This window comes from Vicinamibacterales bacterium (assembly GCA_041659285.1).
GTDB lineage: Bacteria > Acidobacteriota > Vicinamibacteria > Vicinamibacterales > UBA2999 > 12-FULL-67-14b.
This window is the reverse complement of the sequence record JBAZYO010000008.1, coordinates 204,211-225,751: the sequence shown is the minus strand read 5'-3', so window position 1 is coordinate 225,751 and position 21,541 is coordinate 204,211. Positions and strand designations below refer to the sequence as shown.

Here is a 21,541-nt window from a genome sequence, read left to right as displayed (position 1 = left end):
TCACGCCGCTCCCGTCTCCATGTGCGCGTGCTGCGAAATGTTGAGCAGCACGCCGACACCGAGCAGGTTGATCAGCATCGACGAGCCGCCGTTGCTGACCAGCGGCAGCGGAATGCCCTTGGTCGGCATCAGGCCCAGCACGACGCTGATGTTCACGAACGCCTGCAGCACGAGCATCATCGTGATGCCCAGCGCGAGGAAGGCGCCGAAGCTGTCGGGCGCGCGCAGCGCCGTGCGCAGGCCGCGCCAGGCGATCACGCAGAAACACAGCACCACCAGCGAGGCGCCGATCAGGCCGGTCTCCTCCGAGATCACGGCGAAGATGAAGTCGGTGTGCGGCTCGGGCAGGTAGAACAGCTTCTGCACGCCGGCCATCAGGCCCTTGCCGAAGACGCCGCCGGTGCCGACGGCAATCAGCGACTGGATGATCTGGAAGCCGTCGCCGAGCGGGTCGGCCCAGGGATCCATGAAGGTGAGCAGCCGGCGGCGGCGGTAGTCGGCCTGCATCAGGATCACGTAGAGCGCGGGCAGCGCCAGCAGCAGGGCGCCGGCGAGGTAGCGGTAGCTGAAGCCGGCGGCGAACACCATCACGCCGATCACCACCAGCAGCGAGACCGCCGTGCCGAAGTCGGGCTCGAGCAGGATCAGGCCGACCAGCCCGCCGACAATCACGCCGATCGGTAGCAACGCGTAGCCCAGTTCGTTGATGCGATGGCGGCGGCGCTCGAGGATCAGCGCGGTAAAGAAGATGCCGGCCACCTTGGCCAGTTCGGACGGCTGGATGCCGAAGCCGCCGATCCCGAACCACCGGCGCGTGCCGTTGATCGGCCGGGAGAACAGCACGCCCACCAGCATCAGCGCGACCAGGCCGAGCAGGGCCCAGATCAGCTTGTCGTTCCGGTAGATGCGGTAGTCGATGCGCATCACGATCGACAGCACCGCAATGCCCACGCAGGCCCACATCAACTGGCGCGTCACGAACAAGTACGGCTGCTGGAAGCGCTCGAGCGCGACCAGCGCCGAGGCGCTGTAGACCATGACCACGCTCGCGCAAATCAGCGCCAGCGCCGCCACGAACAGCCACTTGTCAGACGAAAGCTTCCTTGCCATACTCCTCGGTCCTTGAGGTCCGGCTAAAGCCGGACGCCACATGCAGCACTAAAGTTCGACGGCCTCGACTCGATAACTGGGTTGCACGTCGCTCGTCCGCCGAAGGTGGAAAGCGGTCAGTAGTCGCCAGTCGTTCAGGGAATTGAGACACCAGCCTCGCAGACCGGGGCAGCCTGCGCTCCCAGCGACCAGTTCTCAATTGCGTCCAACCGGCTGACGACTACTCACCGCTTCCGCCTACGCGCTGCGCGCTTCGGCGGACAAGTCCGCACACCCCAACGCTCCTTGCGGGACCAGCCCGCGACCCTCACGGCTCCGCGATGAGCCGCTGCACCTCCTCCTTGAACCGCGTGCCGCGGTCCGCGTAATCCGCAAACATGTCGAAGCTCGAACACGCCGGCGCGAGCAGCACCACGCCGTCGGGCACCGCCAGGTCCCACGCCTGCCTGACCGCGTCCGCGAGCGTGTCCGCCTCCACCACCGGCACGACCTCCGCCAGCGCGGCGCGCACCAGCGGCCGCGCCTCGCCGATCGCCACCACCGCACGGCCGTGCGCGCGCAGCGGCGCCGCCAGGTCGGCGAAGTCGCCGCCCTTGAACTTGCCGCCGACAATCGCCACCACCTTGTCGAAGCTCTCGATCGATCGCGCGGCGGCGTCGATGTTGGTGGCCTTCGAGTCGTTGACGAACCGCACGCCGCCACGGTGGCCGACCGGTTCCATCACGTGCTCGAGCCCGGTGAAGCCGTCCAGGGCCTGGGCCAGTGACGCGCCGGTGGCGCCGGCCAGATGGCTGATCGCGGTGGCGGCGACGACGTTGCTCAACATGTGATGGCCGGCCAGCTGCACCGACGCCAGCGGCAGCAGCGGAATGTCGCCCTCCGAGGTGCGCTGCCAGATGAACCCGCGGCCGGCGTGCACCTCGGCGCTCGTGGTGTCGACGCCGTAGCGCACGACCTGCGCCCGCGTCGCCTCCGCCATGCGCAGGGCCGCGGCGCTGTCGGCGTTCACCACCGCCCAGTCCTGCGGCTGCTGGTTGGCGAAGATGCGCGTCTTCGCCGCGGCGTACGACGCTTCGTCGGGATGGCGATCGAGATGATCGGGCGAGAAGTTCAGCAGCGCCGCAATCCACGGCCGGAAAGTGTCGGTGGCCTCGAGCTGGAAGCTGCTGGCTTCGATCACGTGGACGGTGTCCGCGGTTGACGCCTCCACCTGCGCGCTCACCGGGTAGCCGATGTTGCCGCCCACCAGCACGCGGCGTCCCGCCGCTTCGAGCATGCGGCCCACCAACGTGGTGGTGGTGGACTTGCCCTTGGTGCCGGTAATGGCCACGATCGGCCCGCGCAGCCACCGCGACGCCAGTTCGAGCTCGCCAATCACGGGAACGCCCACGGCACGGGCTCGCGCGACTTCCGGCAGGTCCAGCGGCACGCCGGGGCTCATCACCACCAGGTTGGCGGCCTCGAACGACGCCACCTGGTGGCCGCCGAGTTCGAGGCGCACGCCGGCCGCCCGCAGGTCGGCCTCCTCGGGGATCGCCGGCTTCCGATCGGTGAGCGTGACGACGGCGCCGCGACGCGCGAGCAGGTGGGCCGCGGCCACACCGCTCCTGGCGGCGCCCACCACCAGCACCCGCTGCCCGCTCACGGAAAAGGTGTGCGTCGTCATCTCAGCTTCAAGGTGGTCAGGCTGAACAGGGCGAACAGGATGGCGACGATCAGGAAGCGCGTGATCACCTTCGGTTCCTCCCACCCGCTCAACTCGAAGTGGTGGTGCAGCGGCGCCATCTTGAAGACCCGCTTGCCGCGCAGCTTGAACGACGCCACCTGGATCACGACCGAGGCGGCCTCGATCACGAAGACGCCGCCGACAATCACCAGCAGGAGTTCCTGCTTGATCAGGATCGCGACCGTGGCGATGGCGCCGCCGAGCGCCAGCGAGCCGACGTCGCCCATGAAGATCTCGGCCGGGTGGGCGTTGTACCAGAGGAAGCCGAGGCTGGCGCCGACCAGCGCGCCGCAGAAGATGGTCAGCTCGCCGGCGGGCGCGAAGCGCACCAGCAACAGGTACTCGGCAAACACGCGATGGCCGGTGATGTAGGCGAGCGCCGTGAAGCAGGCCGCCGCCACCGCGAACGTGCTGATCGCCAGGCCGTCGAGACCGTCGGTCAGGTTGACGGCGTTGCTCCAGGCCACCAGCACGAACGCCGCGAACGGCACGTAGAACCAGCCGAGGTCGGGAATCAGCTGCTTGAAGAACGGAAAGATCAGCCGCGTGTTGTACAGGTTCTGGTTGGCGAGCCACATCAGCACCAGGCCGACGATGACGCCGACCACGACCTGCAGGCCCAGCTTGTAGCGCGGCGCCAGCCCGCCTGACGAGCGGCGCGTCACCTTGAGATAGTCGTCGAGGAAGCCGATGGCGCCGAAGGCCGCGGTGGTGAGCACCGCGATCCACACGTAGACGTTGGTGAGGTCGGCCCACAGCAGCGTCGGCACCAGCGCCGCCGCCAGGATCAACAACCCGCCCATCGTCGGCGTGCCGGCCTTGGCGCGATGCGACTCGGGGCCTTCCTGGCGGATGACCTGGCCGATCTGGAATTCGCGCAGGCGGCGGATCAGCCACGGCCCGAGCACCAGCCCGACGACCAGCGCGGTCATGCTGGCCGCGGCGGTGCGGAACGTGATGTAGCGCACCACGTTGAACACCGGCACCTGCGGGTAGAACGAGATCAGGAGGTGATACAGCATCAGCCGAACACCGCCATGAGCCGTTCCACCACGATGTCGGTTCGCGTTCCCCGCGAGCCTTTCACCAACACCACGTCGCCCGGCATGGCGTGCCCGTGAATGGCGGCCGCCGCGTCGATGCTGTTGTCGAAGTGCAGCACGGTGTTCGCCGCCATGCCCGCCTCGGCCGCTGCCGCGCCAAGCGCGCGGGCCGGGTTTCCGCCAATGGTGATCAATCGCGACAGGCGGCTGGCCGCCGCCACCCGGCCGCACTCCTGGTGCAGGGCCGTGGACAGTTCGCCCAGCTCGAGCATCTCGCCGATCACGGCGACGCGCCGCGCCGCCCAGGTCCGCGACAGCACGTCGAGCGCCTGCTTGAGCGCCGACGGGCTGGAGTTGTACGAGTCGTCGATCACCGTCACGCCTTTCGGCAGACGGAGCACGGCGCCCCGCTTCGCCGACGGCTGCAGCCGCGCCGCGGTGTCAATCACGTGGTCGAGCCCGACCTGCATCTCGAGCGCGACGGCGACGGCGGCCAGCACGTTCATCAGGTGGCCGCGGCCGAGCAGCGGCACGTGGAGGTCGCGCTCACCCGCCGGCGTGATCAGCCGGCTCTTGGTGCCATCCAGGCCGAGGTCTTCGACGTCAACGGCCCGCACGGTGGCGTTGGCGGAGGTGCCGAACGTGACTTGCCGGCCGGGGAACGCGCCGGTGCGCGCCATTACGCGGGGGTCGTCGGCGTTGGCCACCAGCACGGTGCTGGCACTGGCGCCTTCGAGGATCTCGGCCTTGGCATCGGCGATGAGATCGGCAGAACCGAAATGGCCGATGTGGGCCTCGCCGACGTTGGTCCACACGCGCACCTCCGGCGTGGCCACGTCGACCAGCACCCGGATTTCGCCCGCGTGATTCATGCCCAGCTCCATCACCGCCACATCCGCCCCGTGCCTCAACTCCAGCAACGACAGCGGCAGTCCCAGGTGGTTGTTCAGGTTGCCCCTGTTCTTCACCACCCGGTGCGCGCCGCCGAGAAACTCCGCGATCACGTCCTTGGTCGTGGTCTTCCCGGCACTGCCGGTAATGGCCACCACCGTCGCGCCCGACTCGCGCCGCACGTGCCGCGCCAGGTCCTGCAAGCCGCGCGTGGTGTCGGCCACCTCGATCACGAACGACTCGCTGTCGTCCGGCATCGTCACCGGCCGGCTGACCACGACGCCGGCGGCCCGCCGCCGCGCCGCCGCGCCGACGAACTCGTGACCGTCGCGCGCCGCCACAATCGCGAAGAACAGGTCGCCGGTCGCCAGCGTGCGGCTGTCGATCGAGAACCCGGTCACGTAGTGGTCGCTGTCGCCAGCGACCAGGCGGCCGTGCATCGCCGCGGCCAGGGTGGCGGCCGACAGCGGTATCTCAGCCGCCACTAACTGCCCTTCGCGCCGGCGCCACGGCGCTTCGCCAGCCCCGCCCGCGCGACCTCGCCGTCGTCGAACGGCAGCACCCGGTCGCCAATCTGCTGGTACTTCTCGTGGCCCTTGCCGGCGATCAACACAACATCGCCGGGCTCGGCCATCGCCAGGGCGCGCTGGATCGCCTCGGCACGATCGACCACCGAGACCACCACCGGCGTGCGCGGCGACGACTGGCTGCCGGCCGGAATGCCGCGCTCGATTTCCTCGATGATCCGCTTCGGGTCCTCGGTGCGCGGGTTGTCGGACGTGATCACGACGACGTCGCTCAACCGGGCCGCGACCATGCCCATCAGCGGCCGCTTGGAACGATCGCGATCGCCGCCGCACCCGAACACCGTCACCAGCCGCCGCGCGCCCAGCGGACGCGCCGTCTCGAGCAGGTTGCGGAGGGCGTCATCGGTATGCGCGTAGTCCACGATTGCGGTGACGTCATCGTCGGCGCCGGAGACCACCTCGAAGCGCCCGGGCACCCCGGCCAGACCGGCCACGCCGCGCTCGATGGCCGCAATCGGCACGTCGAGCGAGATCGCGGCCGCTGTGGCCGCGAGGATGTTGTAAACATTCGGGCGGCCGACGAGCTTCGATTGGATGTGAACGGTGCCCTTCGGCGTCGTGATCTCGAAACGCAAGCCGGTCAACGTCATCTCCACCGCGCCGGGCCGTAGGTCCGCCGCCGCGTTGATGGCGTAGGTGACCGGCCGGCCGCAGATCTCGACCAGGCCCGCGCCCCTCGGGTCGTCGAGGTTGATGACGCCCGGCGCGTCGCGAGGCAGCATCTCGAACAGACGGCGCTTGGCGGCGAAGTAGGCCTCCATGTCCTCGTGGAAGTCGAGGTGGTCGCGGGTGAGGTTGCTGAACACCGCGGCGGCGAAGTGCATGCCGTCGACCCGCTTCAGCGACAGCGCGTGCGACGACACTTCCATGACCGCGGAGCGGTTGCCCTGGCGCAGCATGTCGCTCAGTAACTGCTGCAGGTCCGGCGCCTCCGGCGTGGTGCGCGACGCCTCGCGATCCTCGCCGCCGACGCGATAGGCGACCGTGCCGAGCATGCCGGCGCGGAGCCCGGCCTCGTCGAGCATGGCGGCCAGCAGGTAGGCCGTCGTGGTCTTGCCGTTGGTGCCGGTGACGCCGATCACCGGCATCCGCCCGCTCGGGTGGTCGAAGAACCGATCGGCGAGCAGGGCGAGCGCGAGCCGCGCGTCGCGAACGGCAATCCACGGCACGGCGACACCGGCGGGGGCCGGCGATTCCGACACCACCGCTTGCGCGCCGCGGGCAATTGCCTGCTCGGTGAACTCGACGCCGTCGGCCTTGAGCCCCTTGAGGGCCACGAACAAGGCGGCCGGCACGACGCGGCGGGAATCGTAGGCAATCGCGGTGAGCTGCCGATCACCACTCGACTCCGCTCGCGGTGACCCTGAGCTGGTCGAAGCGCCACGTGGCATCCCCGCCGGGGGTGGCGCCACCACCAGTTCCCGCAGGGTGTCGGTCACATCACCGAGGATCACCGCTGGTCTCCAAGGGCGCCGGCCGGCCGCGGCGCCGGGCGCCGATTGAGGACCAGCATGCACGACGCGCCGGGCTCGATCATCGAGCCGGGAGCGGGCGTCTGATCGACGACGACGCCGGCGCCCTGCATCCGGGCGGTGAGGCCGAGGCGCGCCAGCTCGCGCAACGCGTCGCGCGCGCTCAAGCCGCGAAGGTCGGGCAGCCCCCCGCCGTCGGTCATGTTCGCGGTCATCGTCACGATCGCGGGCGCCGATGACGCCGCCGCCGTCGTCACCGGGTTCTGGTCGCGGCGCGCGATCAGGACGGGCGGGGCCGGATTGATGTTGGGCGTCACGCCCATCTGCCGCAGGCTGGCGTCGGCAATGCCCTTGAAGATTGGCGCGGCGATCACGCCGCCGGTGTCACCGCCGAGGCGCGGTGAGTCGATCATCACGATCACCGTCATCACCGGATTGCGCGACGGCACGAAACCAACGAACGACACGTTCTGCTGCGACGGTGAATAGCGGCCGTTCACCAGCTTGTCGGCGGTGCCGGTCTTGCCCGCGACCGTGTAACTCGCGAGCGCGGCCCGCCTGGCCGTGCCTTCGGTCACGACCAATTCCATGATCGACGTCAGGGTCGCCGCCGTCCCGGGCAGGATCGCGCGCCTGACGGCCTTGGGCGGCACCGCGGTCCGCACGCCCCCCTTGACGATGGCGCGCACCACGTGGGGTTCGTACAAGGTCCCGCCATTGGCGATCACGCTGGCCGCCGCGGCCATCTGCAGCGGCGTCACGCCGATCTGGTAGCCCATCGACACCGAGGCCAGCGCGCTGTCGTTCAGCTTCGACGGGTCCCAGACAATGCCGGGGCTCTCACCGGGAAAATCCGGCGACGACGCCCGCCCGAAGCCGAAGCGGCGGATGTAGAGGCCCATGCGCTCGGCGCCGACCTTCAAGCCCACCTTGATCGCGCCGACGTTGCTCGACTTGACGATCACGTCGGTGAACGACAGCGGGCCGTAGCGGTGCATGTCGTTGACCACGCGGCTGCCGAAGCGAATGAGGCCGGCGCTGACGTCGATGATCTCGTCGGGGGTGATCACCTTCTCCTCGATCGCCGCCGACGCCGTCACCAGCTTGAACGTGGACCCGGGCTCGTAGAGATCCTGGACGGCGCGATTGCGCAGCGCGGCGTCGCTGGTGCCGCCGTACTGGTTCGGGTTGAACGTCGGCCAGCTCGCCATCGCGAGAATCTCGCCGGTATAGGGGTCCATCGCCACCGCGGTGCCGCCATCGGCGCGCGCCGCTTCGACGCCAGCCTTCAATTCCCGCTCGACGATGTACTGGAGGTGCTCGTCGATGGTGAGTTCGAGCGACCCGCCGGTGGTCGGCGGCCGATCGAGGCGGCTGAACGCGTGGCCGCGGGCGTCGGTCTGTACCAGCAGGGTGCCCTCGCGGCCGCGGACGGTCTTGTCGTAAGTGGCTTCAATGCCGTGGAGGCCGGCGTTGTCGGTGCCGACGTAGCCGATCAGGTGCGCGGCCAGCTCGCGGTTCGGGTAGAACCGCTTGCTTTCCTTCATGAAGCCGATGCCCTTCATTTCGAGCGCGGCGATGCGCTTGGTCTCAATCGGCGTCGCCCGGCGCCTCACATACTGGAAGGAGGTCAGGCCGCCGCGCGGGCGCTTCCGGCTCAGGCGCTCCACCAGCTGGTCACGATCCTTCTTGGTGCATTCATCGAAGGCGCCGCACAGCAGGGCCGCGGCCTTGACCGGATCCTTGATGTCGGTGGGAACGGCGTAGACGGTGTCGGCGTCCACGCTATAGGCGAGCAGCCGGCCCTTGCGATCGTAGATCTCGCCGCGCTTGCCGGGCGTCTTCTGGGTTTCCGACTGCTGGCGCTCGGCCCGCGCCGACAACTCGTCGTGCTGCACCACCTGCAGCACGACCAGACGAGCCTCGATCCCGAGCACCCAGAAGGCGAGCACTCCCGCGGCCACCGTGAGGCGGCGCCTGAGCACCGGACGCCAATTGAGATCAGGCTGGACGGCCACGGTCGACCCTGTTACCGGCTCGCGACGACGGACTTGGCGGGCGCCGCCTGCGGCGCCACGCGTTCGAGCACGACGGCTTCAGCCGCGCCGGGGCTCACCATGCCGAGCCGCTCGATCGCGAGCTTCTCGATGCGCTGGGGAGCGCGCAGCGTTTCCATTTCGAGGCGCAGGTGGCGGTTGATGTCGTTCTCCGCCGCGCGGTCGCGCTGCATCTGCTCGAGCCTGTAGCCATGGCGCAGCAGCTCGAAGTGCTGCCACGCCGAGAACAGCAGCACCCCGACAAGGGCGACGCCAACGCCGAGCGTCATCCACAGGTCGCGCTGGCGGCGCTCGTCCACCTCCCGCACGATCTGGTTATTGCGGAAGTCCTTGCGAATTTCGTATTCGAAGGTTCCTGCTTTGTCCATCCGCCCCTCCCTTACCTGATTCGTACTGCGGCACGGAGCTTCGCGCTCCGGGCCCGCGGGTTGACGGCCGCTTCCGCGTCCCCGGCGATCACCGGGTGCTTGGTCAGCACCTTGATGGCCGCCTCGTCGCCGCGCGCCAGATCGCGCAGCGTGTGTTTCACCACCCGGTCTTCCAGTGAGTGAAACGAAATCAGCGCCAGCCGCCCGCCGACCTGCAGCCGCGAGGCGGCCCGGCCGATAAACGAGTCGAGTTCATCCAGCTCGCGGTTGACCCAGATGCGCAGCGCCTGGAACGTGCGCGTCGCCGGATCGATCCGCTGCCAGCCGCGCGCGGCCACCCCTCGCCGCACGATCTCCGCCAGCCGCCCGGTCGTCTCGATCGGCGACTGCTGGCGCGCCATGACGATGGCGCGCGCCACTTGCCGGGACCGCCGCTCTTCGCCGAAGCGATAGATGGCGTCGGCCAGTTCCGTTTCCTCGACCCGGTCGATCAGCTCGGCCGCCGTCTCGCCGCGGCTGCGGTCCATCCGCATGTCCAGCGGCTCGTCGCGCTTGAAGCTGAACCCGCGCCCCTCGCCGTCCAGCTGCATCGACGAGACGCCGAAGTCGGCGAGCAGCCCCGCGACCTCCGGCACGCCCTCGGCGTCCAGCACGCCGGCGACCTCGCGGTAGTCGGCGTGCACGAGCGTGACCCGATCACCGAACGATTCGAGCTCCGTCCGCGCGATCGCGATCGCGTCGGTGTCGCGATCGATCCCAATCAGCCGCGTCGCCCCGCCCTCGAGCAACATGCGCGAGTGGCCGCCCAGGCCCACGGTGCAATCCACGAAGGTGCCGCCGCGCTCCGGCTGGAGCAGCGACCGCACCTCCTCGAGCAGAACGGGAACGTGAAGTGCGCGTTCCACTAGATCCCGAAATCAGCAAGCGCTCGCGCGTCGTCGTCGGTGAACGGCTCGGTGAGCAACCGGGCGACGAAGCGCTCGTGGTTCCAGACCTCGAGGTAGTTCTGCTGCCCCAGCACGTCTACTTCGCCGGTCATGAGCGCGCTGTCACGAAGCCGGGGCTGAATCAGGACGCGTCCCTGGGGGTCGAGTTCCGCGACCTGACCGTAAAAGTTCACGCGGTCCAGGTACTTCTGTCGCGCGGGATGAGTAGAAGGCATCTGCGCAATGCGGCCCTCGATCTCGAGCCAGACCGGCATTGGATAGATCCGTACAGACTGGCCCGTAAGGCTCGTCACGAACAGCTCGGGGCCGTGATCCTTCTGAATCGCGGCACGAAAGCCGTTCGGGACCTTGAGCCGGCCCTTATCATCAATTTTCGCCGGCTGGTTGCCCCGGAGCACGTCTATAACTCCACTTCACTCCACAAAAATCCACTCGGATATTAAGTGGGGTGAGTGGGCTTGTCAACGTCCAAGTGCTTCAAATGGTTACCTGTCTATCGTTTACGCCTTTGTTTCGCCAACAAGACGAAGGTGTGTCAATATTTTGACTACCACCTGGAGAGGCCGGGGTGCTACGCCTCGCGTGCTACGATTGCCGGTTCCTAGCCAGCAAATTTTTCTGTAGCCGATGGCCTCGCCAAGCTCCGTCACCATCGTCGTCCCGGCCTTCAACGAGCGCGAGAGCATTGGCGCGGTCGTCGCCAGCCTCCGCGCCGCCGCGCCGTGGCACGAAGTGCTGGTCGTGGACGACGGGTCCACCGATGGCACGGGCCAGGCCGCGGAAGCGGCCGGCGCCCGCGTGGTCTCGCATCCGTACAACAAGGGCAACGGCGCCGCCGTGAAGACGGCGATCCGCGCGACGTCGAGCGAGTGGCTGACGATTGTCGATGGCGACGGCCAGCATCGCGCCAACGACGTGGCGCGCCTGGTGGCGCGGCTCGGCGAGTACGACCTCGTGATCGGCGCGCGTTCGTCCGACACCCAGGCCACGGCGGGACGCCGGATTGGCAACGCCGTCCTGAACTGGCTGGCCAGTTACCTCACCGACCGCCCGATTCCGGATCTGACGTCCGGTTTCCGCGCCGGACGCCGCGAGTACCTGCTCGAGTTCATCCACTTGCTCCCGAACGGCTTCTCGACGCCGACCACGACAACGCTGGCCTTCATCAAGGCCGGTTACAATGTGGCGTTCGAGCCCATTGGGGCCTTGCCGCGGATCGGCACGTCGAAGATCCGGCTGGCGAGCGACGGCGCAAAGTTTCTATTGATCTTGCTCAAAGTCATCACCATCTTCAGTCCTCTGCGGATCTTCGCGCCGGTCAGCGCGGCGGCGTTCGTGCTCGGCGCCGGCTACGGCGCCTGGAACTTCGCCTACCACGACCGCATTCCCAACGGCGCCGTGTTGCTCCTGATGTTCTCGGTGATCGTCATGCTGGTCGGCCTGGTGTCGGAGCAGGTGGCGTCGCTGCGCTTCGAGGGGCGGCGGTAGCGGATGAAGACGCTGGTCCTGGTCCCGACCTACAACGAGCGGGAGAACCTGCCCATTCTCGTCAAGGACATCCTCGAGGTGCCCGGCACCGAGGTGATGGTGCTGGACGATCAGTCACCCGACGGCACCGGCGCGGTCGCCGATGCGCTCACCGTCCAGTATCCCGGCCGTGTGCGCGTGCTCCATCGCACCGGCCCGCGGGGCCTGGGGGTGTCGTACCTCGAAGGCTTCCGCCACGCCATTGCCGGTGATGCCGACCTGGTGTGCCAGATGGACGCCGACCTGTCGCATGATCCGAAGTACCTGCCGGCGATGATCGCCGAAGCCGAGGCAGGCGCGGACCTCGTCATCGGGTCGCGATACCTGAACGGCATCAGCGTCGTGAACTGGCCGCTGCGCCGGATCATCCTCAGCTCGTTCGCGAACTTTTACATCCGCACGGTCACCGGTCTCGGCTTGCGCGACATCACCACCGGCTACCGCTGCTGGCGGCGGCGGTCGCTCGCCCGGCTGCCGCTCGACAAGATCGTGTCCGAAGGCTACGCCTTCCTGCTCGACGTGACGTTCATGGCCGCCGACGCCGGCCTCAGCATCGTCGAGTCGCCGATCATCTTCGTGGAGCGGCGGCAGGGCGCGTCGAAGCTGTCGAGCGGCGTGCTGCTCGAATCCCTGATCACGCCCTGGAAGCTCGTGCTGCGCCACGGCCGGATCCGGCCGCGGCAGCCGGGAGGATCGAAGTAAAGTGGCCAAGATGCCCGGCCTGAGCGTGTTCTTTCCGGCCTACAACGATGCCGGCACGATTGCCAGCCTGGTGATCAGCGCCGTGCAGGTGGCGGGCACGCTGACGCCCGACTTCGAAGTCATGGTCATCAACGACGGCAGCCAGGACGAGACGCCGCGCATTCTCGACGAGCTGGCGCGGGTGTATCCCGACCACGTCCGCATCATCCACCACCAGAAGAACCGCGGCTACGGCGGCGCCTTGCGATCCGGGTTTGCCGCCGCCACCAAGGACCTGGTGTTCTACACCGACGGCGACGCCCAGTACGACCCGTCGGAAATGGTCCTGCTCTGGAAGCAGATGACCGACGAGGTGGATTGGGTGAACGGCTGGAAGATCAGCCGGTCGGATCCGAGGCACCGCATCATTATCGGCCGCCTCTACCACCACACCGTGAAGCTGCTGTTTGGCCTGAAGGTCCGCGACGTCGATTGCGACTTCCGGCTGATGCGGCGGCGGATCTTCGACGTGGTCCGACTCGAGAAAGACAGCGGCGTGATCTGCCTGGAGATGATGAAGAAGTTCCAGGACGCGGGCTTCCGCGTCGCCGAAACGCCGGTCCACCATTACCACCGCGCCTACGGCAAGTCGCAGTTCTTCAACTTCCCCCGCATCTTCCGCACCGGCGTCGATGTGCTCAAGCTGTGGTGGCTGCTCGTGATCCGCCGCGAGCACCTCAAGGCGAGGCCGGTTACCGCGCCGGCGCCCGGCGCGGGGCCTCGGCGATGACCAACGCGGCGTTCTACCAGGGCCGGCGCGTGATGATCACCGGCGGCCTCGGGTTCATCGGCAGCAACCTCGCGCACCGGCTGGCCGGGCTCGGCGCCGACGTGCTGCTGGTCGATTCGCTGATCCCCGACTACGGCGGCAACCTCTTCAACATCAGCGGCATCGAATCCCGCGTGCGCGTCAACGTCGCCGACGTGCGGCAGGCCAGCACGATGAACTACCTGGTGCAGGACCGCGAGGTGATCTTCAACCTCGCCGGCCAGGTGAGCCACATCGACAGCATGCGGGATCCGCACACCGACCTCGAGATCAACTGCCGCAGCCAGCTGACGCTGCTCGAAGCGTGCCGGCACCACAACCCCAAGGCGAAGGTCGTCTACGCCAGCACGCGGCAGATCTACGGGCGGCCCGACGCGCTGCCGGTGACCGAACGCCAACTGGTGCGGCCGACCGACGTCAACGGCGTCAACAAGGCGGCCGGCGAGTACTACCACCTGGTTTACAACAACGTGTTCGGCGTGCGCGCCTGCGCGCTGCGGCTCACCAACGTGTACGGGCCGCGGCAGTTGCTGCGTCACAACCGCCAGGGCTTCATCGGCTGGTTCATCCGCCTGGTGCTCGAAGACCGCGAGATCGAGGTCTTCGGCGACGGCTCGCAGGTCCGCGACTTCGTCTACGTCGATGACGCGGTCGAGGCGTTCCTGGCCGCGGGCGCCAGCGACGCGGTGAACGGCGAGGCGTTCAACGTCGGCGGCGATGAACACATCACCCACCGTGACCTGGTGGCCCTGCTCGTCGAACTGGCCGGACGGGGCCGCTACAAGTTCATCGACTGGCCGGCGGAAAAGAAGGCGATCGACATCGGCAGCTTCTACGCCGACTCGTCGCTGTTCATGACGCGCACCGGATGGGCGCCGACGGTGCCGCTGCGCGAAGGTTTCACGCGCACGCTGGATTACTACCGCGAACACCTCGCCAAATATGTCGATGAGCGTCCCGTTTAACGCGCTCCGCCCGGGCGAAGACACCGCGGCGGTCAAGGCGGCGATCGAACGCGTGATTGCGAGCGGCTGGTTCGTGCTCGGCCCGGAGGTCGAGGCGTTCGAGTCGGAGTTTGCGGCGGCCAGCCAGGCCGCCCACGCGGTGGGCGTCGGCACCGGCACCGACGCCATCACGCTGATCCTGCGCGCGCTCGACATCGGCCCCGGCGACGAGGTGATCACGCCGCCGCTGTCGGCGGCCTACTCGGCGCTCGCGGTGATGATGGCGGGCGCCCGCCCGGTGTTTGCCGACATCGACCCCGAGCGGCTGACGCTCGATCCGCGCGCGACCGAAGCGGCCATCACGCCGCGGACCCGGGCCATCCTGCCGGTGCACTTGTACGGCCAGGCCGCCGACATGCGCGCCTTCGAGGCGATTGCGGCGCGCCACCACCTGGCCCTCGTCGAGGACGCGGCGCAGGCCCACCTCGCCACCGCGGATGGGCGGGCGGTCGGCACCATCGGCATTGCCGGCGCCACCAGCTTCTACCCCACCAAGAACCTCGGCGCGCTGGGCGATGGCGGCGCGGTGATTACCGGCGACGCGCAGCTGGCCGCGCGCATCAAGCGGCTGCGCAACGGCGGCCAGACCTCCCGCTATCACCACCAGGAAGCGGGCGCGAACAGCCGCCTCGACGAATTGCAGGCGGCCATCCTGCGGGCGCGCCTCCCGTATCTGGCGGGATGGACCGCGCGGCGGCGAAGCATCGCCGCGGGCTACCGGCGCGCGCTGGTGCCGGCTTCACTCACGGTGCCCCGTGAATTCGACCCGGGCCACGTCTATCACCTCTTCCCGGTGCTCACGCCGCATCGCGATGCCTTCCAGGCACATTGCACGAGCCAGGGTGTCGAAACCCTGATCCACTACCCGGTGCCCATTCCGCGGCAGCCGGCGCTGGCGGCCACCAACCCGGCCATGTGCCCGGTGGCCGACCGGGTGTGCTCGGAAGTCGTTTCGTTGCCTATGTATCCGGCGCTTACCGACGACCAGGTCGCGGCGGTCGCCCGGGCGGCTTCGTCCTTCAATCCACCCTCGCGCTGAGCGGCCGCCGGAGTCCAAGACCGGGCTGGCGCCGCGGGCGTCTAAATCAGGCAAAGGCGTATACTGATTTCAGGCGTTTTCATGCGTCGAACCCTTCTCACATTTGCCCTGTCGATCCTCGTCAGCCTGCCGGCAAGCGCGCAGCAGCTGAAGCTGTCGTTCAACGACGGCCGGGTTTCGCTCGAGGCGACGTCGGTACCCGTGCGCACCATCCTCGTGGAGTGGGGCAAGCTGGGCGGGACCAAGGTGATCGGCGGCGAACGCGTGTCGGGCGCGCCGCTCACGCTCAAGCTCGTGGACGTGCCGGAATCGCAGGCGCTTGAAATCGTGCTGCGCAGCGTCGCCGGCTACATGGCCGCTCCGCGCAGCGCCTCGGCCGCCACCGGCGCGTCGATCTACGACCGCATCCTCGTGCTGGCCACGAGCGCCGCACCAGCGCCGGCCGCGCGCCCGGCGCCAGGCCAGGGTCCGGCGCCGCCCAACCCGCGCTTCGCGGCGCCACGGCCCGCGCCGGCGTCTTCAGACGACGCCGAAGAGGAAGAAGATCCGGATTCAAATCCGCCCAATCCGCCGGTGTTCTCGTTCCCGCAGCCGGGTCAGCAGAACGGGTTCCCGCAGCCGGGCGTCTTCCAGGCGCCGCCCGGAGTGAACGGTCAGCCGGTGATCACGATCAACCCCAACACGGGCGCACCGCAGAGCATCACGATCAACCCGGCGCCGAACCCGGCGAATCCCGGAACCGGGCCCACGGTCGGCTCATCCAGGCCGGGCGTGATCGTCAATCCTCCCGTGCAGACGCAACAGCCCGGCGCCCAGGTGCGTCCTCCAGGCGGCAGGTAAGCGCCCTCACCGTCGCGTCCCTCGCGTAGAATTAGCACTCCCCTCGCAGTTGTGACTGGCGCGGCTTGTTTTGTCCATGGCGGATATCGAACGCTACACCCCTGACGATCGTCGGGGCGTTGAACAGATCTATCGACGGACGCTCGGCAACGAAGCGGCCGACCGTCTGCGCCTGCGTTGGGACTGGGTCCGCAGGAACCCGGCGGCCGGCGTCGAGCCTCCCTACTGGGTAGTTCGTGAAGGCCCGACGTTGATCGCGGCGTGCCCGCTCTTGCCCGTGCGCCTCACCATCGGCGGACAGGAAGCCGCCGGCACGTGGAGCTCGGATCCGCTGGTCGTCGCCGAGCGCCAGCGCCAGGGTCTTGGCGGGGCGTTGCTGCGCGCGTGGGACCGCGGCACTGGCGTGGCGTTGGGCGCCGGGCTTTCCCCCGCCACTCGCGCGCGCCTCGACGAGATGCGGTGGCCCAAGGCCCAGCCGCTGCCGTGCCTGGTGAAACCGATCAGCCGCCGGGCGTTGCGCATCCCGACCTGGCCGGTGGCCATCAACCGGCTGGTTTCGGCGCTGGCGCTGCCGGTCGTTCGGCTGGTGTCGCGGACGCAGCCGTTGCGCGAAGAGGTGGAAGTGGTCCGCCGCTTCGACGCCCGCGTCGATCGCCTGTGGGAGCGGATGGCGGGCCGGTTTGCCATCGCGGTGCAGCGCGACGCGAGGTACCTGAACTGGAAGTACATCGAGCCGCCGCACGTGCGCTACACGGCCGCGCTGTTGCGCCGCGGCGACGAAGTCGACGGCTACGTTGTCTACCGGCACCTGCGCGAGCCGCAGGGCCGCGTCACGCAGATCGTGGATCTGCTGGCCGACCCGGCGGACGAGCGCGGCTTGAAGACGTTGGCGCGATGGGTGGACCGCGAGGCCCGCGTCGCCGACTCCGACAAGATTCGCTGTTACGCCACGCACGCCGCGTTCCGGCGGGTGCTGCGGCGGTCGGGGTACTTCATGGTGAAGTCGGGCATCGACCTCACGGTGAAGGTGAACGCGATCACGCCGCCGAAGGGATTCTCCGACTCGACCGACGACTGGCACTTCACGTTGGGTGACGGCGAGTTGGATCACTAGTCACGATGCAGCCTCCGGCTGCAGATGTAGCCTCCGGCTTTAGCCGGAGTTCAGCGAAAGAACAATGTCATGTCGTTAGAACAAACACTCAGCACCGATATCGTCACCGCGATGAAGGCGAAAGACGCCATGCGGCTCACGCCCCTGCGCATGCTGAAGACCGCGCTCACCAACAAGAGCATCGAGAAGGGGCGCGCCCTCGAGGGGGCCGAAGAACTGCAGGTCGTGTCGATGCTGGTGAAGCAGCGCCGCGACTCCATCGATCAGTTCACCAAGGGTGGGCGCGTGGACCTGGCCGACAAGGAACAGGCGGAGATCGTGGTGCTCGAAGCGTACCTGCCGGCCGCGGCCAGCGACGAGGAGATTGCCGCCGCGGTGGCGGCCGCGGTCGCCGAGACTGGCGCGACCACGGCCAAGGACATGGGCAAGGTGATGAAGGCGGTCATGGCCGCGCTGGCCGGAAAGACCGTGGACGGCAAAAAGGTCAGCGACGCGGTCCGCCAGTCCCTCAATTAGTCACGACAACCGTGCAAATTGTGGGGTGTGCGGGCAAACATTTTCGCGGCGTGGCCCGTCTATACATTTGAAAGGCCTAGTCAGCCTCTCACCATCCTCCTTAGGGCTCGAGCCGAACGGTTTGGGCCCTATTTTTTTGAGGCGAAACAGGGCCGGGGTGTTCGGCCGCTGGACGCGTCCCGCCAGCGCACACCGATCGCCATGCTACGCTTGCCCTGACTGATGCCCGACTCCCAACCACGCCTGGCCCGGTCCGCCGGGGTCTTCGGGCTGGCCACCATCACGAGCCGAATTCTCGGATTGGTGCGGGATCAGGTCCTGGCCTTCTACTTCGGCGCCGGCGACGCGGCAGACGCCTTCCGCGTGGCGAGCCGCATCCCCAACCTCGTCCGTGACCTGTTTGCCGAAGGCGCGATGAGCGCGGCGTTTGTGCCGACCTTCACAAGGCAGCTCACCCTGCACGGGCGCGAACGCGCCTGGAGCCTCGCCAACTCGGTCATCAACGCCCTGCTCCTGGTCACCGGCGTGTTCGTGGTGGCCGGCATCGTCTTCGCCGAGCCGCTCGTCCGCCTGTTCGCCTCCGAGTTCAGCGCGGTGCCGGGCAAGCTCGAGTTGACGATCCACCTGACCCGGATCGTCCTGCCGTTCCTCTCGATGGTCGCGGTGGCCGCGGCGTTGATGGGCATGCTGAACTCGCTCGGCCATTTCTTCGTGCCGGCGCTGTCGCCGGCAATGTTCAACGTCGCGGTGATCATCATCTCCCTGGCGTTCATCCCGTTCGCGGCGGCGTTGGGCGTGGCCGAGATCACGATCTTCGCCATTGCCACCCTGGTGGGCGGGCTGGGGCAGCTGGTCATTCAATGGCCTCCGCTCCGCCGTGAAGGCTTTCGCTACCGGCCGCAACTCGATCTCCACGACGAAGGCCTGTATCGCGTGCTGTTGTTGATGGGACCCGGCACCATCGGCATGGCCGCCACGCAGATCAACGTGTTGGTGAACACGGTGCTGGCAACCGGCGAAGGCACCGGCGCGGTGTCGTGGCTCGATTTCGCGTTCCGCCTGATGTACCTGCCGATCGGGCTGTTCGGCGTGTCGATCGCCACGGCCGCCACGCCCGCGGTCTCGCGCCTGGTCGCTGAAGGCAACTTCCCCCGCATCCGGTCCACGCTGGCACATGCGCTCAGCCTCATGCTGCTCTTGAACGTCCCGGCCACGCTCGGCCTGATGGTGCTGGCCCGCCCCATCGTCGCCGTGATCTTCGAACGCGGAGAGTTCACGGCGGCCGACACCGCGGCCACCGCCGCGGCCCTGCAGCTCTACGCCATCGGCCTGGTCGGCTATTCGATCGTGCGCATCGTGTCGCCGACCTTCTACGCGCTGCAGAAGAGCCGCATCCCGGTGATGGTGAGCGCGGGGTCGGTCGTGATCAACGTGGCGCTCAACGTCTGGCTGGTGCGCGTCATGGGCTATCGCGGGCTGGCGCTCGGAACCTCGATCACGGCGCTGCTCAACGCCTCGATTCAGCTGGCGCTGATGCGGCGCGAGCTCGACGGCCTTGAAGGATCCCGCATTGCGGCCGCCATGGTGCGCGTGATGGCGGCGTCGCTGGCCATGGCGGCAGCCGCGTGGGGATCACACGAACTGCTCACGGCCTGGTTGCCCGGGCACTCCCTGCTCGTCCAGGTGGTCCGGCTGGGCTCCAGCATCGGCCTGGCGCTCGTGACGCTCGCGGTGGCGGCGCAGGTCTTGCGCATCCCCGAGTTCGGCGAGGCTCGTGACATGGTGCTGGGACGGTTGAAAAGGATGGTCGGGTGAAGGATCGCGGCTGGCTCGGGCTCCATACATCGATTTGGAAGATCGCCTCGACGCACGTGGTGGTGGACGGCTACACCAATATCTACGCGCCCCTCCTGCCGCTGTTCATTCCTCACCTCAACCTGTCGCTGGCCACGGCCGGGATGCTGGCGATGTGTTTTCAGCTGGCGAACTCGGTGTCGCAACTGGGGTTCGGCGCGCTGGCCGATCGCTGGCGCCCGCGCGTGCTGGTGATCGCCGGGCCGCTGCTCGCGGTCATCGTGCTCAGCTTCGTCGGCGCGGCGCGCACGCCGCTCATGCTGGGTATCATCCTGGTCGTTGGCGGGTTGGGCGGGGCCGCATTCCATCCGCCGGCCGCGGCGCTGGTCTACCGCATGGCGGACCATCGCAAGGGCCTGGCGATGTCGGCGCACTTGTCCGGCGGGGCACTGGGCTTTTCCGCGGCGCCCGTGCTGTTTGCGCCGTTCATCGCCTACATGGGGCTGCAGTGGTCACCGCTGATCATGATCCCCGGGCTGATCGCGCTGTCGTGGACGCTGCGGCAGGTGCCACCCCTGACGCTGCCGGCCGCGCACGAGCGTTCCACGCTGGCCTCGCTGCGGCCGGCCGCCGTCCCGCTGGCGCTGCTCTACTTCACCATCGTGCTGCGAACGGCGACGTCGTACGGATTCATGACGTTCACGCCGACGCTGCTGACCCGCCAGGGCTTCACGATTGGCGAAGCCAGCACGGCGGTGTCGCTGTACCTGTTTGCGAGCGGGATTGGCGGATTCATCGGCGGCCCGTTGTCGGACCGCATCGGGCCGAGGCGCGTCATCGTGTGGTCGCTGATCGCGGCCGTGCCGTTCATGGCGATGGCGCCGCGGCTGCCGCCGATTGGCTTCACCGCCATGCTGGCGATTGGCGGCTTGCTGCTGCAGTCGACGCTCCCGATCAGCGTGACCTTCGCGCAGACGTTCGTGAACGGCGGCGCCGCCACGGTGTCGTCGCTGATGATGGGCTTTGCCTGGGGCATGGGCAGCCTGGCGGTGCCGCTGATCGGCGCCGGCGCCGACCGTTTCGGCATCGAGAGCACGCTGTCGGCGCTGGCCTTTCTGCCCCTGGTGGCCGCGGCGCTGGCGGCGGGCCTGCCCTCGACCGGGGCCGCGGAAGAGCCGGCGGCCGCGCCGGCCGCCCCGCTCCCGTAGTACGATTCCCTTACCCGAATGGCCCGCTATCCCTCGTCTGGCGCCTCGTACTCGTTCGGCCCCGGCGGCATCACGCCGGCGGTGAAGTTCCTGATCATCACGAACGTGGTTGTGTTCGTGATCAACCTGATCGTGCCGGCCATGACGCTGCGGCTCGGGCTCGAGCCGCGCGCGGTGTTCGAAGACTTTGCCTTCTGGCAGCCGATCACCTACATGTTCCTCCACAGCACCAGCGGCGTGGGGCACATCCTGACCAACATGCTCTCGCTGTGGATGTTCGGCACCGAATTGGAGCGCACGTGGGGCACGCGCTTCTTCACGAAGTATTACTTCGTGACCGGCGTCGGCGCGGCGGCCACCAGCCTGCTGCTGTCGCTGTTCGTGGACGGCGTCTACTACTCGGTGACGGTGGGCGCGTCGGGCGCGATCTACGGGCTGCTGCTCGGTTACGGCATGTACTTCCCGAACCGGCCGATCTACCTCTATTTCATCTTCCCGATCCCGGCGAAGTACTTCGTCATGATCATCGGCGCGATCGCGTTCTTCTCGGCGCTCGGCGGCCCGGGCGGCGGCATCGCCCACTCCGCTCACCTCGGCGGGCTGGTCGTCGGGTACCTCTACCTGAAGGGGCTTCGCGCGCGTCCCCTCGACGAGCTGAAGTACCGCTGGCTGCGCTGGAAGATGGGCCGGGCGCGCAGCAAGTTCGACGTCTACTCCGGCGGCCGCTCGTCAGACGATGCCTGGAAGAGCGAGTGGAAGAAGCACATTCACTGACAGTTGCCGCCGGC

Annotated in this window: 20 protein-coding genes; 11 read left to right on the top strand and 9 right to left on the bottom strand. The window is 68.2% G+C overall.

Annotated elements, in window-relative coordinates:
- From ftsW to WC815_15110, 9 genes are all read right to left on the bottom strand, one after another.
- Positions 1 to 1,110 (bottom strand): putative lipid II flippase FtsW, encoded by a 1,110-nt coding sequence (ftsW, locus tag WC815_15150; GenBank protein ID MFA5910117.1) that lies wholly within the window; start codon positions 1,108 to 1,110, stop codon positions 1 to 3.
- A 307-nt stretch (positions 1,111 to 1,417) separates the two neighbouring features.
- Positions 1,418 to 2,776: a UDP-N-acetylmuramoyl-L-alanine--D-glutamate ligase gene (gene murD / locus WC815_15145; protein MFA5910116.1), complete on the bottom strand. Its 1,359-nt coding sequence runs from the start codon at positions 2,774 to 2,776 to the stop codon at positions 1,418 to 1,420.
- Complete coding sequence (mraY, locus tag WC815_15140) at positions 2,773 to 3,858, bottom strand: phospho-N-acetylmuramoyl-pentapeptide-transferase (GenBank protein ID MFA5910115.1); 1,086 nt, start codon at positions 3,856 to 3,858, stop codon at positions 2,773 to 2,775. Before mraY ends, murD begins: the two co-directional genes overlap by 4 nt.
- The gene (gene murF, locus WC815_15135; GenBank protein MFA5910114.1) at positions 3,858 to 5,255 is read right to left on the bottom strand and encodes a UDP-N-acetylmuramoyl-tripeptide--D-alanyl-D-alanine ligase; all 1,398 of its coding nucleotides are present in this window, start codon (positions 5,253 to 5,255) and stop codon (positions 3,858 to 3,860) included. The genes mraY and murF overlap by 1 nt, the downstream gene beginning before the upstream one ends.
- Positions 5,255 to 6,811 (bottom strand): UDP-N-acetylmuramoyl-L-alanyl-D-glutamate--2,6-diaminopimelate ligase, encoded by a 1,557-nt coding sequence (locus WC815_15130; protein MFA5910113.1) that lies wholly within the window; start codon positions 6,809 to 6,811, stop codon positions 5,255 to 5,257. Before WC815_15130 ends, murF begins: the two co-directional genes overlap by 1 nt.
- Positions 6,808 to 8,847, bottom strand: a complete 2,040-nt coding sequence (locus WC815_15125) for a penicillin-binding protein (protein MFA5910112.1) — start codon at positions 8,845 to 8,847, stop codon at positions 6,808 to 6,810. Before WC815_15125 ends, WC815_15130 begins: the two co-directional genes overlap by 4 nt.
- Positions 8,848 to 8,858: 11 nt before the next feature.
- The gene (locus WC815_15120) at positions 8,859 to 9,254 is read right to left on the bottom strand and encodes a cell division protein FtsL (GenBank protein MFA5910111.1); all 396 of its coding nucleotides are present in this window, start codon (positions 9,252 to 9,254) and stop codon (positions 8,859 to 8,861) included.
- 11 nt (positions 9,255 to 9,265) lie between these two features.
- Positions 9,266 to 10,159: a 16S rRNA (cytosine(1402)-N(4))-methyltransferase RsmH gene (rsmH, locus tag WC815_15115; protein ID MFA5910110.1), complete on the bottom strand. Its 894-nt coding sequence runs from the start codon at positions 10,157 to 10,159 to the stop codon at positions 9,266 to 9,268.
- Positions 10,159 to 10,599 carry a hypothetical protein gene (locus WC815_15110; GenBank protein ID MFA5910109.1) on the bottom strand — a complete coding sequence of 147 codons (441 nt, stop codon included), beginning with the start codon at positions 10,597 to 10,599 and terminating at the stop codon, positions 10,159 to 10,161. Before WC815_15110 ends, rsmH begins: the two co-directional genes overlap by 1 nt.
- A gap of 229 nt (positions 10,600 to 10,828) precedes the next feature.
- Between WC815_15110 and WC815_15105 the strand changes: the two genes are divergently transcribed.
- The 11 genes from WC815_15105 to WC815_15055 all read left to right on the top strand — a co-directional run bounded on the left by WC815_15105 (position 10,829) and on the right by WC815_15055 (position 21,527).
- Positions 10,829 to 11,689 carry a glycosyltransferase family 2 protein gene (locus tag WC815_15105; GenBank protein ID MFA5910108.1) on the top strand — a complete coding sequence of 287 codons (861 nt, stop codon included), beginning with the start codon at positions 10,829 to 10,831 and terminating at the stop codon, positions 11,687 to 11,689.
- Between the two features lie 3 nt (positions 11,690 to 11,692).
- Positions 11,693 to 12,430, top strand: coding sequence for a polyprenol monophosphomannose synthase (locus WC815_15100; protein MFA5910107.1), 738 nt, complete (start codon positions 11,693 to 11,695; stop codon positions 12,428 to 12,430).
- A gap of 10 nt (positions 12,431 to 12,440) precedes the next feature.
- A complete protein-coding gene (locus WC815_15095; GenBank protein MFA5910106.1) occupies positions 12,441 to 13,199 on the top strand; it encodes a glycosyltransferase family 2 protein in 759 nt (252 codons plus the stop codon).
- Positions 13,118 to 14,203: an NAD-dependent epimerase/dehydratase family protein gene (locus WC815_15090; protein MFA5910105.1), complete on the top strand. Its 1,086-nt coding sequence runs from the start codon at positions 13,118 to 13,120 to the stop codon at positions 14,201 to 14,203. The genes WC815_15095 and WC815_15090 overlap by 82 nt, the downstream gene beginning before the upstream one ends.
- Entirely contained in the window at positions 14,187 to 15,281 is a 1,095-nt protein-coding gene (locus tag WC815_15085; protein MFA5910104.1) for a DegT/DnrJ/EryC1/StrS family aminotransferase, read from the top strand. The genes WC815_15090 and WC815_15085 overlap by 17 nt, the downstream gene beginning before the upstream one ends.
- A gap of 81 nt (positions 15,282 to 15,362) precedes the next feature.
- Positions 15,363 to 16,121 (top strand): hypothetical protein, encoded by a 759-nt coding sequence (locus tag WC815_15080; protein MFA5910103.1) that lies wholly within the window; start codon positions 15,363 to 15,365, stop codon positions 16,119 to 16,121.
- Between the two features lie 76 nt (positions 16,122 to 16,197).
- On the top strand, positions 16,198 to 17,235 hold the full coding sequence (locus WC815_15075; GenBank protein ID MFA5910102.1) for a hypothetical protein: 1,038 nt from the start codon (positions 16,198 to 16,200) through the stop codon (positions 17,233 to 17,235).
- A gap of 69 nt (positions 17,236 to 17,304) precedes the next feature.
- Positions 17,305 to 17,751 carry a GatB/YqeY domain-containing protein gene (locus WC815_15070; protein MFA5910101.1) on the top strand — a complete coding sequence of 149 codons (447 nt, stop codon included), beginning with the start codon at positions 17,305 to 17,307 and terminating at the stop codon, positions 17,749 to 17,751.
- A gap of 222 nt (positions 17,752 to 17,973) precedes the next feature.
- On the top strand, positions 17,974 to 19,566 hold the full coding sequence (murJ, locus tag WC815_15065) for a murein biosynthesis integral membrane protein MurJ (protein MFA5910100.1): 1,593 nt from the start codon (positions 17,974 to 17,976) through the stop codon (positions 19,564 to 19,566).
- Positions 19,563 to 20,753 (top strand): MFS transporter, encoded by a 1,191-nt coding sequence (locus WC815_15060; protein MFA5910099.1) that lies wholly within the window; start codon positions 19,563 to 19,565, stop codon positions 20,751 to 20,753. Before murJ ends, WC815_15060 begins: the two co-directional genes overlap by 4 nt.
- Positions 20,754 to 20,771: 18 nt before the next feature.
- Positions 20,772 to 21,527 (top strand): rhomboid family intramembrane serine protease, encoded by a 756-nt coding sequence (locus tag WC815_15055; GenBank protein ID MFA5910098.1) that lies wholly within the window; start codon positions 20,772 to 20,774, stop codon positions 21,525 to 21,527.
- Positions 21,528 to 21,541: the final 14 nt, after the last annotated feature.

What these genes read in the sequence shown, in the direction of transcription:
- ftsW (MFA5910117.1), bottom strand. Translation starts at nt 1,110, where the DNA reads ATGGCAAGGAAGCTTTCGTCTGACAAGTGGCTGTTCGTGGCGGCGCTG.
- murD (MFA5910116.1), bottom strand. Translation starts at nt 2,776, where the DNA reads ATGACGACGCACACCTTTTCCGTGAGCGGGCAGCGGGTGCTGGTGGTG.
- mraY (MFA5910115.1), bottom strand. Translation starts at nt 3,858, where the DNA reads ATGCTGTATCACCTCCTGATCTCGTTCTACCCGCAGGTGCCGGTGTTC.
- WC815_15120 (MFA5910111.1), bottom strand. Translation starts at nt 9,254, where the DNA reads ATGGACAAAGCAGGAACCTTCGAATACGAAATTCGCAAGGACTTCCGC.
- WC815_15105 (MFA5910108.1), top strand. Translation starts at nt 10,829, where the DNA reads ATGGCCTCGCCAAGCTCCGTCACCATCGTCGTCCCGGCCTTCAACGAG.
- WC815_15100 (MFA5910107.1), top strand. Translation starts at nt 11,693, where the DNA reads ATGAAGACGCTGGTCCTGGTCCCGACCTACAACGAGCGGGAGAACCTG.
- WC815_15095 (MFA5910106.1), top strand. Translation starts at nt 12,441, where the DNA reads ATGCCCGGCCTGAGCGTGTTCTTTCCGGCCTACAACGATGCCGGCACG.
- WC815_15085 (MFA5910104.1), top strand. Translation starts at nt 14,187, where the DNA reads ATGAGCGTCCCGTTTAACGCGCTCCGCCCGGGCGAAGACACCGCGGCG.
- WC815_15080 (MFA5910103.1), top strand. Translation starts at nt 15,363, where the DNA reads ATGCGTCGAACCCTTCTCACATTTGCCCTGTCGATCCTCGTCAGCCTG.
- WC815_15075 (MFA5910102.1), top strand. Translation starts at nt 16,198, where the DNA reads ATGGCGGATATCGAACGCTACACCCCTGACGATCGTCGGGGCGTTGAA.
- WC815_15070 (MFA5910101.1), top strand. Translation starts at nt 17,305, where the DNA reads ATGTCGTTAGAACAAACACTCAGCACCGATATCGTCACCGCGATGAAG.
- murJ (MFA5910100.1), top strand. Translation starts at nt 17,974, where the DNA reads ATGCCCGACTCCCAACCACGCCTGGCCCGGTCCGCCGGGGTCTTCGGG.
- WC815_15055 (MFA5910098.1), top strand. Translation starts at nt 20,772, where the DNA reads ATGGCCCGCTATCCCTCGTCTGGCGCCTCGTACTCGTTCGGCCCCGGC.